This window comes from Spiractinospora alimapuensis (assembly GCF_018437505.1).
GTDB lineage: Bacteria > Actinomycetota > Actinomycetes > Streptosporangiales > Streptosporangiaceae > Spiractinospora > Spiractinospora alimapuensis.
This window is the reverse complement of sequence record NZ_CP072467.1, coordinates 570,995-585,105: the sequence shown is the minus strand read 5'-3', so window position 1 is coordinate 585,105 and position 14,111 is coordinate 570,995. Positions and strand designations below refer to the sequence as shown.

14 protein-coding genes and 1 pseudogene are annotated in these 14,111 nt (G+C 70.2%); 10 read left to right on the top strand and 5 right to left on the bottom strand.

The genetic code is table 11. The features are described 5' to 3' along the window. Window positions 1-112: 112 nt before the first annotated feature. Entirely contained in the window at window positions 113-760 is a 648-nt protein-coding gene (locus J4H86_RS02710; RefSeq protein ID WP_236541720.1) for a YoaK family protein, read from the bottom strand. A 339-nt stretch (window positions 761-1,099) separates the two neighbouring features. On the opposite strand from J4H86_RS02710, the gene J4H86_RS02705 reads away from it, so the two are divergent. Further along, a complete protein-coding gene (locus tag J4H86_RS02705; RefSeq protein ID WP_236541718.1) occupies window positions 1,100-1,654 on the top strand; it encodes a MarR family winged helix-turn-helix transcriptional regulator in 555 nt (184 codons plus the stop codon). Between the two features lie 40 nt (window positions 1,655-1,694). Then, window positions 1,695-2,315: pseudogene (locus tag J4H86_RS02700) on the top strand (class I SAM-dependent methyltransferase); the annotation flags it as partial. Window positions 2,316-2,413: 98 nt separating this feature from the next. On the opposite strand, the gene J4H86_RS02695 reads toward J4H86_RS02700, so the two are convergent. Further along, window positions 2,414-3,184 (bottom strand): SDR family oxidoreductase, encoded by a 771-nt coding sequence (locus J4H86_RS02695; RefSeq protein ID WP_236541716.1) that lies wholly within the window; start codon window positions 3,182-3,184, stop codon window positions 2,414-2,416. A gap of 115 nt (window positions 3,185-3,299) precedes the next feature. On the opposite strand from J4H86_RS02695, the gene sigJ reads away from it, so the two are divergent. From sigJ to J4H86_RS02680, 3 genes are all read left to right on the top strand, one after another. Then, the gene (sigJ, locus tag J4H86_RS02690) at window positions 3,300-4,181 is read left to right on the top strand and encodes an RNA polymerase sigma factor SigJ (RefSeq protein WP_236541715.1); all 882 of its coding nucleotides are present in this window, start codon (window positions 3,300-3,302) and stop codon (window positions 4,179-4,181) included. Window positions 4,182-4,263: 82 nt separating this feature from the next. Beyond that, window positions 4,264-4,869 (top strand): DinB family protein, encoded by a 606-nt coding sequence (locus J4H86_RS02685; protein WP_236541713.1) that lies wholly within the window; start codon window positions 4,264-4,266, stop codon window positions 4,867-4,869. 225 nt (window positions 4,870-5,094) lie between these two features. Beyond that, a complete protein-coding gene (locus tag J4H86_RS02680) occupies window positions 5,095-6,234 on the top strand; it encodes an undecaprenyl-diphosphate phosphatase (RefSeq protein ID WP_236541712.1) in 1,140 nt (379 codons plus the stop codon). Window positions 6,235-6,268: 34 nt separating this feature from the next. On the opposite strand, the gene J4H86_RS02675 is transcribed toward J4H86_RS02680, so the two are convergent. Both J4H86_RS02675 and J4H86_RS02670 read right to left on the bottom strand, forming a co-directional pair. Continuing rightward, window positions 6,269-6,997, bottom strand: a complete 729-nt coding sequence (locus tag J4H86_RS02675; protein ID WP_236541710.1) for an alpha/beta fold hydrolase — start codon at window positions 6,995-6,997, stop codon at window positions 6,269-6,271. 146 nt (window positions 6,998-7,143) lie between these two features. Further along, window positions 7,144-7,653, bottom strand: a complete 510-nt coding sequence (locus J4H86_RS02670; protein ID WP_236541708.1) for a GNAT family N-acetyltransferase — start codon at window positions 7,651-7,653, stop codon at window positions 7,144-7,146. A gap of 381 nt (window positions 7,654-8,034) precedes the next feature. Between J4H86_RS02670 and J4H86_RS02665 the strand changes: the two genes are divergently transcribed. Further along, complete coding sequence (locus J4H86_RS02665) at window positions 8,035-8,940, top strand: NAD(P)H-binding protein (protein ID WP_236541706.1); 906 nt, start codon at window positions 8,035-8,037, stop codon at window positions 8,938-8,940. 47 nt (window positions 8,941-8,987) lie between these two features. After that, on the top strand, window positions 8,988-9,821 hold the full coding sequence (locus J4H86_RS02660; protein ID WP_236541704.1) for an NAD(P)H-binding protein: 834 nt from the start codon (window positions 8,988-8,990) through the stop codon (window positions 9,819-9,821). Between the two features lie 79 nt (window positions 9,822-9,900). Here the strand turns inward: J4H86_RS02660 and J4H86_RS02655 are convergent, their stop codons facing one another. After that, on the bottom strand, window positions 9,901-10,683 hold the full coding sequence (locus J4H86_RS02655) for an SDR family NAD(P)-dependent oxidoreductase (protein WP_236541702.1): 783 nt from the start codon (window positions 10,681-10,683) through the stop codon (window positions 9,901-9,903). 568 nt (window positions 10,684-11,251) lie between these two features. Here J4H86_RS02655 and J4H86_RS02650 point away from each other — a divergent pair. The 3 genes from J4H86_RS02650 to J4H86_RS02640 all read left to right on the top strand — a co-directional run bounded on the left by J4H86_RS02650 (window position 11,252) and on the right by J4H86_RS02640 (window position 14,054). After that, window positions 11,252-11,743 (top strand): VOC family protein, encoded by a 492-nt coding sequence (locus J4H86_RS02650; protein WP_236541701.1) that lies wholly within the window; start codon window positions 11,252-11,254, stop codon window positions 11,741-11,743. A gap of 171 nt (window positions 11,744-11,914) precedes the next feature. Next, window positions 11,915-12,865, top strand: a complete 951-nt coding sequence (locus J4H86_RS02645) for a DMT family transporter (RefSeq protein ID WP_236541699.1) — start codon at window positions 11,915-11,917, stop codon at window positions 12,863-12,865. Then, entirely contained in the window at window positions 12,849-14,054 is a 1,206-nt protein-coding gene (locus J4H86_RS02640; protein WP_236541697.1) for a glycosyltransferase family 4 protein, read from the top strand. Before J4H86_RS02645 ends, J4H86_RS02640 begins: the two co-directional genes overlap by 17 nt. Window positions 14,055-14,111 lie beyond the last annotated feature (57 nt).

Below are 14,111 nucleotides of genomic sequence, written 5' to 3'. Positions count from 1 at the left end.
GGTGCGGGTGGGCGTTGTCGACCCCTGTGTAGCGGGCCGAAGTCCACCCCCACCGGTTGGATGTGGCGTAATCCCGATGGGGGTGGAGAAATGCTGCTGGGGGCCTCTCTGGCTAGCGCCGACGCCGACCGACGCTGCCGGCCAGGACGGCCAACGTAGCGAATCCCAGTGGGAGCAGCGCCGCGAGTTCGGGACGTCGGGTGAAGGCGAGGGTGGTCAGGATGACGCCCACCAGCAGCGCCGCCGGCTGAATCAACGGACTCAGGGTGCGGCGGGGCGGCGCCTTGGTCGCGAGGCCGGCGATCGCGTTGGCGAGGACCCCCGTCATGAACGTCGTCGACCCACCGAGCGTCATCGACACCGAGCTCTGCGCCCCCATCGCCAACGCGCCCACGAAGAGCAGCGCGGGTGCGACGCCGTGGGTGCTGGGCTGCCCCTCGGTGAGCACCCACCCCACGGCGAAGGTGATCAGCAGCAGGAGTTCGGCGACCGTGCCCAAGAGCAGGGCGCGGGGCGAGACGGCCTCAGGTGTGCCGAGGAACCGGGCCCAGATCCACACGCCCAGGGCGAACCCGGTCAGTGCGACGCCGGCGGTCGCCATCACCCGCCAGGCGCAGGTCCCCACGCCGTGGCCGATGCGGATGATGTCGCCGGTGGCACTGCCCGTGAACACCCCGCCCAGCGCGACGAGGGCCAGGATGTCCATGCCTCCCGCGCACGCACTGAGAAGCGCCAGGACGAGTCGGGTTCGTCGGTGCATCGGGGCGGGTCCGCGGCGGGCCGGTCAGGTGACGTCACGTGCCACGACGGGCGGATGGGCCCCGAGGGTCAGCGAGCCGTTGAGTGTCGCGAGGGAGGGCCACGGGTCGATGGTCGTCGTTGTCACCGTCACGACAATCACCGTTACCTCCACAGGTTCCCACCTCGAAGACACGCTATGCGATCGACATGATACAAGAAGTAGTCGATCGGCATCGCCTTTCGGTCAAGTCGCGCGCGTGCACCCCCTTCGCCCCCACCTCCCGGGACGCCGCCGCGCCCGGTCGGCTACGGTTCAGACCGCGACCCCGCGTGTCGGCTGACTCCCAACGGAGGTGTGGTGGAACGCCCGGATCTCGACCCAGCGGACCCGATCGACGCCATCAGCCTGGCGTGGCTTCGGGAGCGCCCGGGGACTCCCGTCAGCGGCATCGGGATCGTCACCCGGTTGTGGCACGCGGCGAAACTCCTCGGCGACGAGCGGCGCCGCGTCCTCGCGGCGGCCGGCGCCGACACCGCGACCCTGGACCTGCTGGGCGTGCTGCGGCGCAGCGGTCCGCCCTACCGCCTCACGACCCGGGAACTCGCCACACGGACCCTCGTGACACCGGGAGCGATCTCGCAACGCGTCGCCCGCGCCGAGGACGCCGGACTGGTGCGTCGCCACGACAGCGCCACCCAGGCGCGTGCGGTCGACGTCGAACTCACCGCGGAGGGACACGCCGAGGTGGAACGACTCGTGGACCTGGTCCTGGGACGGGAGTCCGAGCTCGTGGGAGCCCTGGGAGCCGAACGACAGGACGCGTTGAACGACCTGCTGCGATCCGTCGTGTCCTCACTGCACGACGAACTCGGCGAACGTCGCCCGTCGCACGTTGGCATGAAGGACTCCTGACCACGATCGTGAGATCACTACCTGTGATACACGTGAAACCATGGGTAGTTCGAGGGAACGAGAGTGGATCCTCAATGACCTGGGCCTCGAGGCCCAGGATCGCGCCGCCTGGGAGGCCAGTGGTCTACCCGACGACGCGTTCGAGGGATGGGTGACCGACCGGGTCGCCCGCCGGCCGTCCGGCGACCGGGCACGTGCCGTCTACGGGGCCGACGACGTCCACGACTTCGCCCGTCGCGCGATCGTGGACGCGCTCGGACTGGGCGCCCACGATCGCGTTCTCGACGTTGGCTGCGGCGGCGGACTGTTGCTGCGGGACGTCCTCGCGCTCGGGGCCGAGGCGACCGGCGTGGACCACAGCGACGCCATGGTGCGGCTCGCGCGGGACCGAGCGCCGGGCAGCACGGTGTGGCTCGCGAGCGCGGAGCGGCTGCCGTTCCCCGACGGGACGTTCACCGCGGTGACGATGTCCGTGGTGCTCTTCTTCCTCGAAACGCCCGTGGCCGCGCTGCGCGAGGCACGACGGGTCCTCGCCGCGGGCGGCCGGATCGCCGTCTACACCACGGCACCCGAGCTACGAGGCACGCCCGCCGCGCCGGAGCCCGTCGCCAGCCAGGGGCACTTCTACCACGACGACCAACTCCTCGACCTCGCCCGCGAGGCGGGACTCACCGATCCGTGGGTCACCAACGACGGCGGTGGTCAACTGCTGACCGCGCGCGTGAAATCCGTACTCCGACCGCCCCAGGAGCGAACCCCTCACCGAAGGGCGGTGACCCGCTGGCCGAGGAAGCTCTCCCACGTGCGCTCGCCCGTGTCGACGTCCTGGAGCGACAGGTTCTCTCCTTCGCGGTACAGGCGCCCCAACCGCCCGGGGATCGGCAGCGGCATGGTGCGGCGGCGCTGATCCTTCGCCTCGAGGTAGGAGCGAATCAGTTCGGGGAGGCCGCGAACGCTCGGCCCAGCGAGATCCGTCGCCAGCCCCGCCGGACCCGCCGCCGCGAGCGCCACGAGGCGAGCCGCGACCTCGCCGGAGTCGACGGGCTGCAGCCTGATCCCCGCGGGCGCCGGGATCAGGGGCAGCTTCGCCGCCGCGTCCAGCACCTTTAGGACGAGGTCGTGGAACTGCGCCGCCCGCAGCGTTGTCCACGGCACCCGCGACTCAACGATGACGCGTTCCGACGCCAGCTTGGACCGGTAGTACCCGAGGGGTATCCGATCCACCGCGATCACCGATATGTACACCAGATGAGCGACCCCCTCCTTCTCCGCCGCCCGCACGAGGTTCCGCGTGGCCACGTCGTCGCCCTTGGGGCCGCCCGCCAGGTGCAGGATGGTCTCGACCCCCGAGACGGCGGCGGTCGTTCCCTCGTCGTTGAGCAAGTCGCCGGTCACGTACTCGACGCCGTCCTCCCCGGGGTGCTGGCGTCGGCTCAGCACACGGACCGGCCGCCCCTCCCCGCGCAGCAGCGGCACGACGTGGCTCCCCAACACGCCGGTGCCACCGGTGACCAGAATGGTGGATGACATGGATTCTGACCTCCTCCATGGAGCTGGTGCCACACCTGGTGCGGCCGACCGTGTCACGTTCCGCGAATCCGTGGTGTCGTCATGGGTGACACCCCGCGCGGAAGGAACGTGACAGATGGACGAGCGTGACTGGTTGTCCGAACGCTTCCAAGACCATCGTTCCCGGTTGCGCGGCGTTGCCTACCAAATGCTCGGATCCGTGAGCGAGTCGGAGGACGCGGTGCAGGAAGCCTGGCTGCGGGTCAGCCGCGCCGGGGCCGCCGACGTGGAGAACGTGGGCGCCTGGCTGACGACGGTGGTGGCGCGGGTAAGCCTCAACATGCTGCGTTCCCGGAACCGCCGCCGTGAGCAGCCGCTCGATCCGCGTCTTCCCGACCCGATCATCACCCCGGAGGGGAGCGGTCCGGAGGACGAGGCGATCGTCGCCGACTCGGTCGGCCTCGCCCTGTTGGTCGTGCTGGACTCGCTCACGCCCGCGGAACGGTTGGCGTTCGTGCTGCATGACGTGTTCGCCGTACCCTTCGACGAAATCGCCCCGATGATCGAACGGTCCCCGGCCGCGGCCCGGCAACTCGCCAGTCGCGCGCGGCGCCGGGTGCGGGGGGAGGCTCCGGCTCCGGACCCCGACCTCGCGCAGCAACGCGAGGTGGTGGACGCGTTCCTGGCGGCCTCCAGGAACGGTGACTTCGACGCCTTGGTCGCCGTGCTGCACCCGGACGTCGTGCTCCGCGCCGACGGCGGCGCGCGGCGCAGCCGTGCCACGATGACGGTGCGCGGTGCTCACGAGGTCGCGCGACGCGCGGCGCTGGCGCGACGCCTCGCTCCGTTCGCGCGTCCCGCTCTCGTCAACGGCACGGCCGGCGTCGTGGCCATCCCCGGCGGCACCGTCTTGTCGGTCCTCGGGTTCACCGTCGTCGAGGGCAGGATCGCCGCCCTGGACATCCTCTACGATCCGGACCGACTCAAGGACCTGGACGTGACCATGCTGGACAAATGACCCCGATGGCGTCCGGGTGCGGCCGCGTCCCGCCGTGAGAATCCACTGGCGTCGCCCACCTCCGAGTGGGAGTCTGTGGGCCATGAGCGAACCAGGCGCCAAGGCCGTGTTGCACAAGTACCTCCAGACCGCGCGCGACACCATGGCGTGGAAGGTCGCCGACCTGTCGGAGTACGACGTCCGCCGCCCCCTCACCCCGAGCGGCACCAACCTCCTCGGCCTGGTGAAACACCTCGCCGGCGTGGAGGCGGGGTACCTCGGCGAGGTGTTCGGCCGCCCTTACACCAAGGGCCCGTCCTGGGTACTGGATCCCCAGAGCGCCACCGACCCCAACGTCGACATGTGGGTCCCGGCGGAGGAGTCCCGGGCGTGGGTGCTCGAGTTCTCCGCCGACGTGCACGCCCACGGCGACGCCACCATCGACGCGCTTGACCTCGAAACACCCGGCGAGGTGACGTGGTGGCCCGCCGAACGACGGCAGGTCACGCTGCACACGATCCTGACGCACCTGATCGCGGAGTTCCATCGCCACGCGGGGCACGCCGACATCCTCAGGGAAATGCTGGACGGTTCGGTCGGGCTCCGCCCGGACAACGACAACATCCCGCCGCTGGAGGGTGAGCAGTGGCGGGAACACTACGACGCGGTGGAGCGGGCGGCCCGCGCGGCGGAGCGGCGAACCGAGTAGCAGGCGGCCGTGCCCAGGAGAGACACGGTGGGGCTCGACCGGCGACCGGTGTGTTGGCACGGTGAACGCGCGGCGTCCACCGTCCGTTAATCTGGCCGTACCCGGCGTGGGTTTTGCTAGGCGGAGGTGGCGGCCTGTCGGGTGGCACCGCGCCGCCACAGTGCTTGACGACGTATGCCCTAAACCGGTCGTCAAGGACGATCACCCTGGAGCGGCTCCTCAACCATGTCCTTATTCGAAGCGGTCATCCTCGGCTTGGTGCAGGGGCTGACCGAGTTCCTTCCCATCTCCTCCAGCGGGCACCTGCGTGTGGTCTCGGCGCTGTTCGGCTGGCCGGATCCCGGCGCGGCGTTCACCGCCGTCAGCCAGATCGGCACCGAACTCGCCGTCGTGATCTACTTCCGACAGCGGATCTGGGCCATCATCTCCACGTGGACCCGGTCCCTGGTCAATCGGGACCTGCGTGGCGACATCAACGCCCGCATGGGGTGGTACGTCATCATCGGCACCATCCCCATCGTGGTCCTGGGACTGTTGCTCGAGGACCAGATCGACAGCGTCTTCCGGGACCTGCGCCTGGTCGCGCTCAACCTCATCATCTTCGGTGTCATCCTCGGCATCGCGGACCGTTTCGCCCGCAAGCACCGCGAGCTGGAGGACCTGAACGTCCCGCGCGGTCTCAGCTTCGGGCTCTTCCAGGCGCTCGCGCTCATCCCCGGGGTGTCGCGATCAGGCGGAACCATCACTGGCGGGATGTTCCTCGGCTTCAAGCGCAAGGACGCCGCCGAGTACGCGTTCCTGCTCGCGATCCCCGCGGTGTTCGGGTCGGGCCTGTACAAGCTCACCGACATCGGGGAGAACGAGTACGCCGGCTGGGCCGCCACCATCGTCGGGACACTGATCGCCGGGGTGGTCGGTTTCGTCGTCATCGCGTGGCTGATGCGGTTCATCTCCACCCACAGCTTCATGCCGTTCGTGTACTACCGGGTGGGCCTCGGCATTCTCATCCTGGCGTTGGTGAGCTGGGGCGCCCTGGACCCGCAGGGGGGTGCGGAGTCCCAGCAGTCCCGCAGCGACGTCGCCACGGCGCAGGAGGAGCCCGACGAGGAGCCGACCCCCGAGTCCAGCGCCGAGAGCTCCCCGGAGCCCACGCCCACCCCGTCCGCGGATCCCAGTCCGAGCGTCGACCCGGTCACCGGCTGGGAGATCGATCCCGAGGTGGGACTGCCCCGCAACCCCGACACCGGCCTCTATCACGACCCGAACCTCGGCATGGACGTGGACTACGACGAGTCCACCGGCCTGGCGACGAACCCGGTCACGGGGGAGAGCTACGAACCCGAGCCTTACCAACCGCAGGACTGAGGACGCCGCCAGCTCCGCGCACCCGCTTCGGCGGTCACGGGCCGTGTGGAGGTGTTCGACCCAGCACGACGTCGGTGACCTGCTCCGCCCGGGTCCAGTTGGGGCAGTGCCCCGCGTCAATATGGACCTCGACCAACGACGGACGGTGAACTGACGCCGACACGAGTTCCGGCATCCGGTCGACCTCCCCTCGGACGAACGTGGTGGGGATCTCGCGCCACGCCGCACCCCGTACGGCCTGGCCTCCCACCACCGGGTTGGAGGGGACCAGTTGGGCGACGGCCTCCTCACGCCGACGCGGGTCGCAGTCGTGGAACAGTGCCTCCCGCGCGGAGTCGGGGAGGAGCTCGATCATCCCGTCGGCGCGGAACCGCACGGACTCCCCGGCCGTGTCGTCCGCGGGGGCGGCCGGGGCGAGGGCGGCGAGGCTCTCGCCCACGTCGGGCATGGCGCCGGTGACGTACACGAGGTGCTCGACCGCGGGATGCGGCCCAGCCGCGGCCTCGGTGATCACCGCGCCACCGTAGGAATGGCCACAGAGCACGACGCGGCCATCCATCTCGTCGAGGATCGCCCGTACGCGCGCGGCGTCGTCGTGGAGGTCGCCGCCCGGGGCGCCGTCGACAACAGTGGAGCTGGGCAGCCGGACCACCGTCACGGAGACGCCGTGTACCCCGAGCCGGTCCACCACCTCACGCCAGATGCCGGGCCCCACGAAGTTGCCGGGAACGAGCACCACATGGGATTCGGTCGCCACAGGCATGCGACCGACCCTATCGTCCGGCCTCTCGGTCGGGTGGCGGGGCCCATCTCGCCCCGCCACCACGTCCTCATCTTCGGCGCCGGGCGCCGCCGTCCCCGTGGAGGGGACAGGGGCGCCCGGCCTTGATCCGAGCCGGCGTTACGGGGTCAGATCCCGAACGGCGGCGCGTAGCGGATGGTGCCCGCGGGCAGTGGCTCGGCCGGATCCAGCGAGAGCGCCATCAGCGCCTCGTCGGGGACGTCGATGTCCAGGCCGATGCCGTGCTCCGACGCCCGGCCGAAGCCGAACCTGGGGTAGTAGGTCGGGTGCCCCAGGACGGTGACGAAGCGTTCCCCGGCGTTCCGCGCGGCGGCCAGGGCCGCCCGGATGGCCGCCGAGCCCGCGCCGCCACGCTGGTACTCCGGCAACACGGCACACGGGCCGAGGCACAGCGCCGGCACGGCGCCGATGTGGCACCGCGTCAGGAGCGCATAGCCCACCGGGGTGTCGTTCTCGTCGAACGAGACCAGGGACAGGCCGTCGATCCAGGCGGGATCCTCGCGCAGCGCCTCGACGAGGTCGGCCTCGGTGCTGGTGTCGAACGCCGCGAGATTGATGGTGCGAATAGCGTCGATGTCGGCGCTGGACTCAGCGCGCGTGCTCCATGAGCGAGACATTACGGATGTCGTCCGTTCGTTGGTGTTCGTGTGTGGACCCCGCGGGCTCGCGTTCCCACGGGTGCGGTTGGACGGATCAGGCCACGGCCCGGGACGCGAGGGAGACGCGGGCGCTGGCAGCGGTGGCCTCGAGCGCGGTCATCAACCTCACCTCCCTGTTCTCCGGTCCTCCACGAACGACGCCCATCATAGGGCACAGAAGCGCGCACGGAAAACCCCATCGGCAAGCCACGAAATAACCGCTGCTGACCAGGGGAAACACGATCCCATGTGCGAAGAATCGGGATCCGGTCTAGCCTCCCGGGGAAGGCGGAACCGCCGTGAACGCGGGCACGGGCACGGCGGTTCCTCGTCACCAACAGGTAACCGCAGGGAGTCTACGTGACCATATTGGTAACTGGATCGACCGGAAACATAGGAAAAAGAGTTGTCGCTGGTCTGGTGGGTGCCGGACAGCGAGTGCGGGCCATGACGCGCGATCCGGTGGCCGCAACCGCGAAACTCCCGGCGGGGGTGGAGGTCATCCACGGCGACTTCGAGCGTCCCGAGACCTGGGCCGATGCGCTCAACGGGGTCGAGCGTGTGTACCTCTTCTCCTACGTGGATCCCGCACCCAGTTCCGGACCCGGGTTCATCGAAACGGCGGTGGAGGCGAGTGTGTGTCGTTTCGTGGTGCACTCCGCAGCGGCCGCGGGCTTCGAGTACCAGGGGGATCCCGAGGACACTACTCTGTCGGCGTTCCGCCGGCACCTGGCGGAGGAGCGCGAGTTCCACCGCGGGATCGAACGGGCGGTGGAGGCCAGTGGTGCCCAGTGGACCCACATCCGCATGGGGCTCCTCGCCGCCGGGTCAGACTGGGCGGAGGCGGTCCGCACGACCGGCACCGTTCGCGCTCCCTTTCCCCGGTCGGGAAGCAGCCTCGTGCACGAGGCCGACGTGGCCGAGATCGCCGTGGCCGCGCTCCTGACCGACGAGCATCTGGGAGCCGCCTACACACTCACCGGACCAGAGATGGTCACCCAGGAGGACCAGGTCCGCGCGATCAGCGAGGCGATCGGGAAGGAGGTCACGCTCGTGGAGCTCACCCCCGAGGAGGCGCGGACGGAGTGGCACGACCCCGCCGAGGGAATGGACCACGAGATCATCGACTGGATCCTGGAGCAGCTCGAGGCTTCCGTGCGTTACCCCGGACCGGTTCCGCCCACCGACACCTTCGAGCGTCTCACCGGCCGGCCGCCGCGCTCCTTCACCCAGTGGGCACGCGACCACGCCGAAGACTTCCGGTGAGCCCGGCCGTGGACGGCACCAACGGAGACCCGCGGGGGGAGACAGTGATGACGGTACTGGTGACCGGGGCGACCGGACAGGTGGGACGTGGGGTCGTCACCGAGCTGCTGCGAGCGGGAGCACGAGTCCGCGCCCTGACACGAAACCCCGAAGGCGCCAAACTGCCGGACGGTGCGAAGGTCGTGCGGGGAGACCTGGAAGACCCGGCCTCCCTTGCGCCGGCGCTGCGAGGCGCGAAGCGGCTGTACCTGTTCCCGGTCCCCCAGACGGCGTCGACGGTCGTCGCCATGGCGGAGGAAGCGGGCGTCGAACGCGTCGTGGTGCTGTCGGGAGCCCTGGCCGACCAAGACGACAGCGACGAGGGGTACCTCCCGGTGGAACGCGCGGTCCAGGCCTCCGGGATGGAATGGACCGTGCTTCGGCCCGGCGAGTTCGCCACCAACTGGCTCGACTACGCCTCCGAGGTGCGTGATCGACGCGAGGTTCGGCGTCCCTTCGGGAAGGCCGTGACCCGGCCGACCCATGAGGCCGACATAGCGGACGCGGCCGTCGCCGCTCTCCTCACCGACGGGCACACCGGTCAGACCTACACCTTCACCGGTCCCGACGAGCTGACCGTGGCGGAGCAGGCACGGACCATCGGTGAGGCGATCGGCCAGCCCGTCACGTTCGTCGAGCTGACGCCCGAGCAGACCCACGAAGAGTGGCACGACCCGGACAACGGAGTGGACCACGACGTCATCGACTGGCTGCTCGACCTGTACGGTTCATCCCTCAACGGCGACGGAATCCCGCACACCGACCACTTCGAACGCCTCGTCGGACGTCCGGGCCGCCCGTTCGCCGCGTGGATTCACGACCACGCCGACGATTTCCGCTAGCCCAACCCCCCATCGGTCCTCCGCTCGCCACGACGAGCGGAGGACCCGCTGCGTCACACCGGTCCCCGCCCGGCCTGGGTCACAGGGCGTGTCCGCCGGCGACCTGGAGGACCTGGCCGGTGATCCAGCGGGCCTGGTGGGAGGCCAGGAACACGACGGCGTCCGCGATGTCCTCGGGGTCACCCACCCGCCCCATGGGGACGATGGCCTTGGCTTGCTCGATGAGATCCTCGCCGATCCAGCCGGTCTGGACGGGGCCGGGAGCGACGGCGTTCACCCGCACCCCACGCCCGGCCAGGTCCAGCGCCATGGACCGGGTGAGCGCCTCGAGCGCGGCTTTGGACGTGCCGTACCCAGTCTGGCCGGGGAACGCCCGCGCGGCGTCGGTGGAGATGTTCACGACCGACAGTGGCTCCTCGCCTCGGCGCGCGCGGGCGACCTCCGCGGTGAGTAGCGCGGGGGCGATGGCGTTGACGCGGTAGTGGCGCTCCAGCGATCCGGGGGTGAGGGTGTCGACGGTGTCCGGGGACTCACAGTGGGCCGCGTTGTTCACGACCACGTTGATCGGGCCGGCCACCCCGACGACGTCACGCACGAGGCGCGCCGGTGCCTCTGGTGCGGAGAGGTCGGCGCTGACCGCGAAGGCCCCGTGGCCGAGTTCCTCCGCCAGCGCGTCCGCCGCGCTCGCGGCCGGTGTGATGTGCCCCCATTCTGTGTCCGCGGGCGGGGGAGCGTCCTGCGCCAGGTAGTGAACCGCGACGCGTGCCCCTTCCGCGGCGAAGGCGCGGCTGATCGCCGCGCCGATGTTGCCGGCACCGCCGGTGACGAGGACGGTCTGCCCCTCGAGGCGGGTTCTGACCATGGGTGTCTCCTTGGTGAACGTCGGTTTGGCCGTCGCGCACCACATGGTCCTGCGGATCACGACGTGCCACAAACGATTTCCCTCCTTCCTCTGCCACCCGTGGCCCGGGACCGCGCCATGTCCACCGCCTCGTTCTCCCCACCCGGGGGGAGGTCCGGGGGAGTCTCTTCGCGCCCCCCTCACGAATAACGTTACGTTGAAACGTTTGATGAAAACGTAAACACGAAACACAAACGGAACGCCTTCCCAGAAAGACCGCTGATCCTGACTTCCGATAAGTGGGGCTTACCGGAAGTCAGGATCAGCGGGGGTCCGTCGGGATCCCCGGCGGGGCAGGGGATCCCGCCAACGAAACTCAGATAACGAGGAAGTAACGCGGACTACCCCCAAGGGGCGTGCCCGGGTCGCGGCGGCCGGACCGACGGAGTTTCGCCCCAACCCCTCACAGGAAATGAACGGAGAGGCAGGTCAGGGCCGGTTCCTTCGAGACGTGACACATGGGCGCGCCTCTCCGACCGCTCGGGACGTGCCCAACCTCGATCCGGGCGACAGGACGAGAGGAGTGGTCATGACCGTCTCCAACACACCGATGGGCCTCACACGGGCCGCCCACGTCGGGATCTCGGTCTCCGACCTCGACGTGGCGATCGCGTTCTACTCCGCGCTCACCGGGCGGGACCCCGTCGTCGCGAACGAGACCATGCGCAGCGTCCCGTTCGGCCGATCACAGGGCCTGTCCACCGCGAAGCTCCGCTACGCCACGATCAACCTCGACAACGTCGGCATCGACCTCATCCAGTTCCAGGAACCCGTCGGCCAGCCGACCAACGGAGCCGCGAACCGTCCCGGCTCCATGCACCTGTGTCTCCAAGTGGACGACTTCGACGGCATGTATCAGCGCATGGGAGAGGCCGGATACGAGTTCCTCGGCGACGACTACACCTTCGTCGCCGGCGAGGTCACTCCCGACGACGCGCTCGGTACACAGGTCGCCTATTTCAACGACCCCGACGGAACCAACCTGGAGATCATCCGTCCCGAAGGCGGTTTCGCCAACTGAGCGGCCCCCAACGCCGACGACGTGACGATCGGCACCGCGGGGGAGGGGCTCCACTCCCGACGCACCAGGTGCAGGCACTACCCGCAGTTGTAGCGCTGGCATTCTCGTGTTTGACCAGGGGCAATCCGTAGCGTCTTTCCTTGACAGCAGGCCCAGGGAAGGGGCGGGACGGTGGTCACCTGGTGGTTCGTCGGGCTCGCGTTCATCGGCGCCATCTGTCGCGCCCTCGGCGCCGCGCTGCAGGAACGCGACGCCGTCCGCGCGCCCGGAGGCACCGTCGCCCGCCTCGGTCTCCTCCTTCACCTCGCGCGCCGTCCACGCTGGCTCGCCGGGATCGCGGTCGCTGGTGCGGGCATGGCGCTCCACCTCCTGGCCCTCGGGGGCGCCCCACTCGCCGTGATCCAGCCGATCGGCGTGTCCGGGGTCGTCTTCGCCGTCGTCTTCGCCGCGTTGTTCAACCGCCGCCGGGTGTCCGGACGCGAGCTCGCCGCCTCGGCGACGGTGCTGGTCGGGCTCGTCTCCTTCGTCTTGGTGCTCGTTGACGAACCGGTGGCACCCACGCTCAACCCTTCGGCCGCGGTGGGAGTGGTCGCGGGACTCGTCGTCGTCGGCCTCACCGCCTTCGGTCTGGCCCCGCGAACCCCGCCGAAGGTCAGGGTCCTGATCCTCGCCGGCCCAGCGGGCATGGCGTTGGGTGTCGCGGCCGGGTTCGTGCGCCTCGTCGGCCACGACCTCGCGTCCGGCCCGTCGGCGCTCCTGGGCTGGCTCCCGGTGGTCGCGCTGGGATCGCTGCTCCTCTGCGGTCTGCTGCTACAGAACGCGTTTCGCACCGGTCGCTTCGCCGCCGCCTACGCCGCGTTCCTGCTGTGCGACGCCGCCACGGGGGTCGCCGTCGGCGCGCTGCTCCTGGGCGAGCCCCTTCCTTCGGGACTCCTGGGCCAGGTGGGCGCGGCGGCGGCCGCCGTGTGCGCGATCGCCGGCACCGTCGCGCTCGCCGCCGTCCGCCACGACGCGGAGTCCACGGGTCCTCCCACCGTGGCGAGGGACCACGAGACACCAATCCCGGAAAGGGGCAACGACAGTGGTGCGTACACACCCATCCCCGATGACGCCCGCGAGTGAGGTCACCGCCCGTTCCGGGCCCGACCCTGGCTCGCGTCCCACTCTGCGGGTCGCGATCGTGGCCGAGTCGTTCCTCCCCCAGGTGAACGGGGTGACGAACTCGGTCCGTCGTATCGCCGAGCACCTGCGCGCGGGCGGTCACGAGGTCCTCATCATCGCCCCCGGGACGGGGCCGGCGTACTACGCGGGAGCACCGGTGGTCCGCGTGCCGTCCGTGCCGATGCCGATCTACCGATCCTTCGCGGTCGGCCTGCCGACCCGACGACTGCTCACGGCAGCGCTGCGGTCGTTCCGCCCCGACGTCGTGCACCTCGCCTCGCCGGCCCTGCTCAGCGCCGCCGCCGTGGACGTCGCCCGGGACTGGGCGCTGCCCACCGTCGCCGTGTTCCAGACGGACCTGGTCGGAATGGCGCGCCACTACGGTGTCCCGGCGGCGCATCTGCTGTGGCCGGTGCTGCGTCGCGTCCATTCCGCGGTGGACCGCACGCTGGTTCCCTCATCGGCGACGATGGCGGAGCTCCGCGCGCAGGGGTTCCCCCGACTCGAGCTCTGGCCCCGCGGCGTGGACATCGAACGGTTCTCTCCGGCGCACCGTGACGCCGCGCTCCGTCGCGAACTGTCCCCGGACGGCCGTCCCATCATCGGATACGTGGGGCGCCTCGCCCGAGAGAAACGCGTCACGTGGCTCGCGCACGTCGCCCGATCCCGCGACGCGCGGCTGGTCATCGTGGGGGACGGCCCCCAGTACGGCCGCCTGCGTCGGGCACTGCCCGACGCGGTCTTCACCGGACAACAGACCGGGGCGCTGCTTTCCCGGCTCCACGCGAGCTTCGACGTGTTCGTGCACACCGGGCCCGAGGAGACGTTCTGCCAATCCGTGCAGGAGGCCCTCGCCTCCGGAGTGCCGGTGGTGGCGCCCGCGGCGGGCGGGCCATTGGACCTGGTCCAACCAGAGGTCAACGGCCTGCTCTACGCGCCGGACAGCGTGCGCTCGTTCCAGTCCGCGGTCCGACGCCTGGTGCGTGACCCCACCCGGCGCCAGGCCCTCGCCCACAACGCTCGCCCCTCGGTCCACGACCGCACGTGGTCCGCCGTGAACGAACAGCTCATCGACCTCTACCTCACCACTATCGCCCGATCCGATTCGCTTCCAACGCCCGACGGTGCCCTGGTTCCCGTCCAGCGGTGATGCCGGACGTCTCCCCGGTCTCCTGGGAGGAGCGGGCCTCGCGACCGACGTCACGTC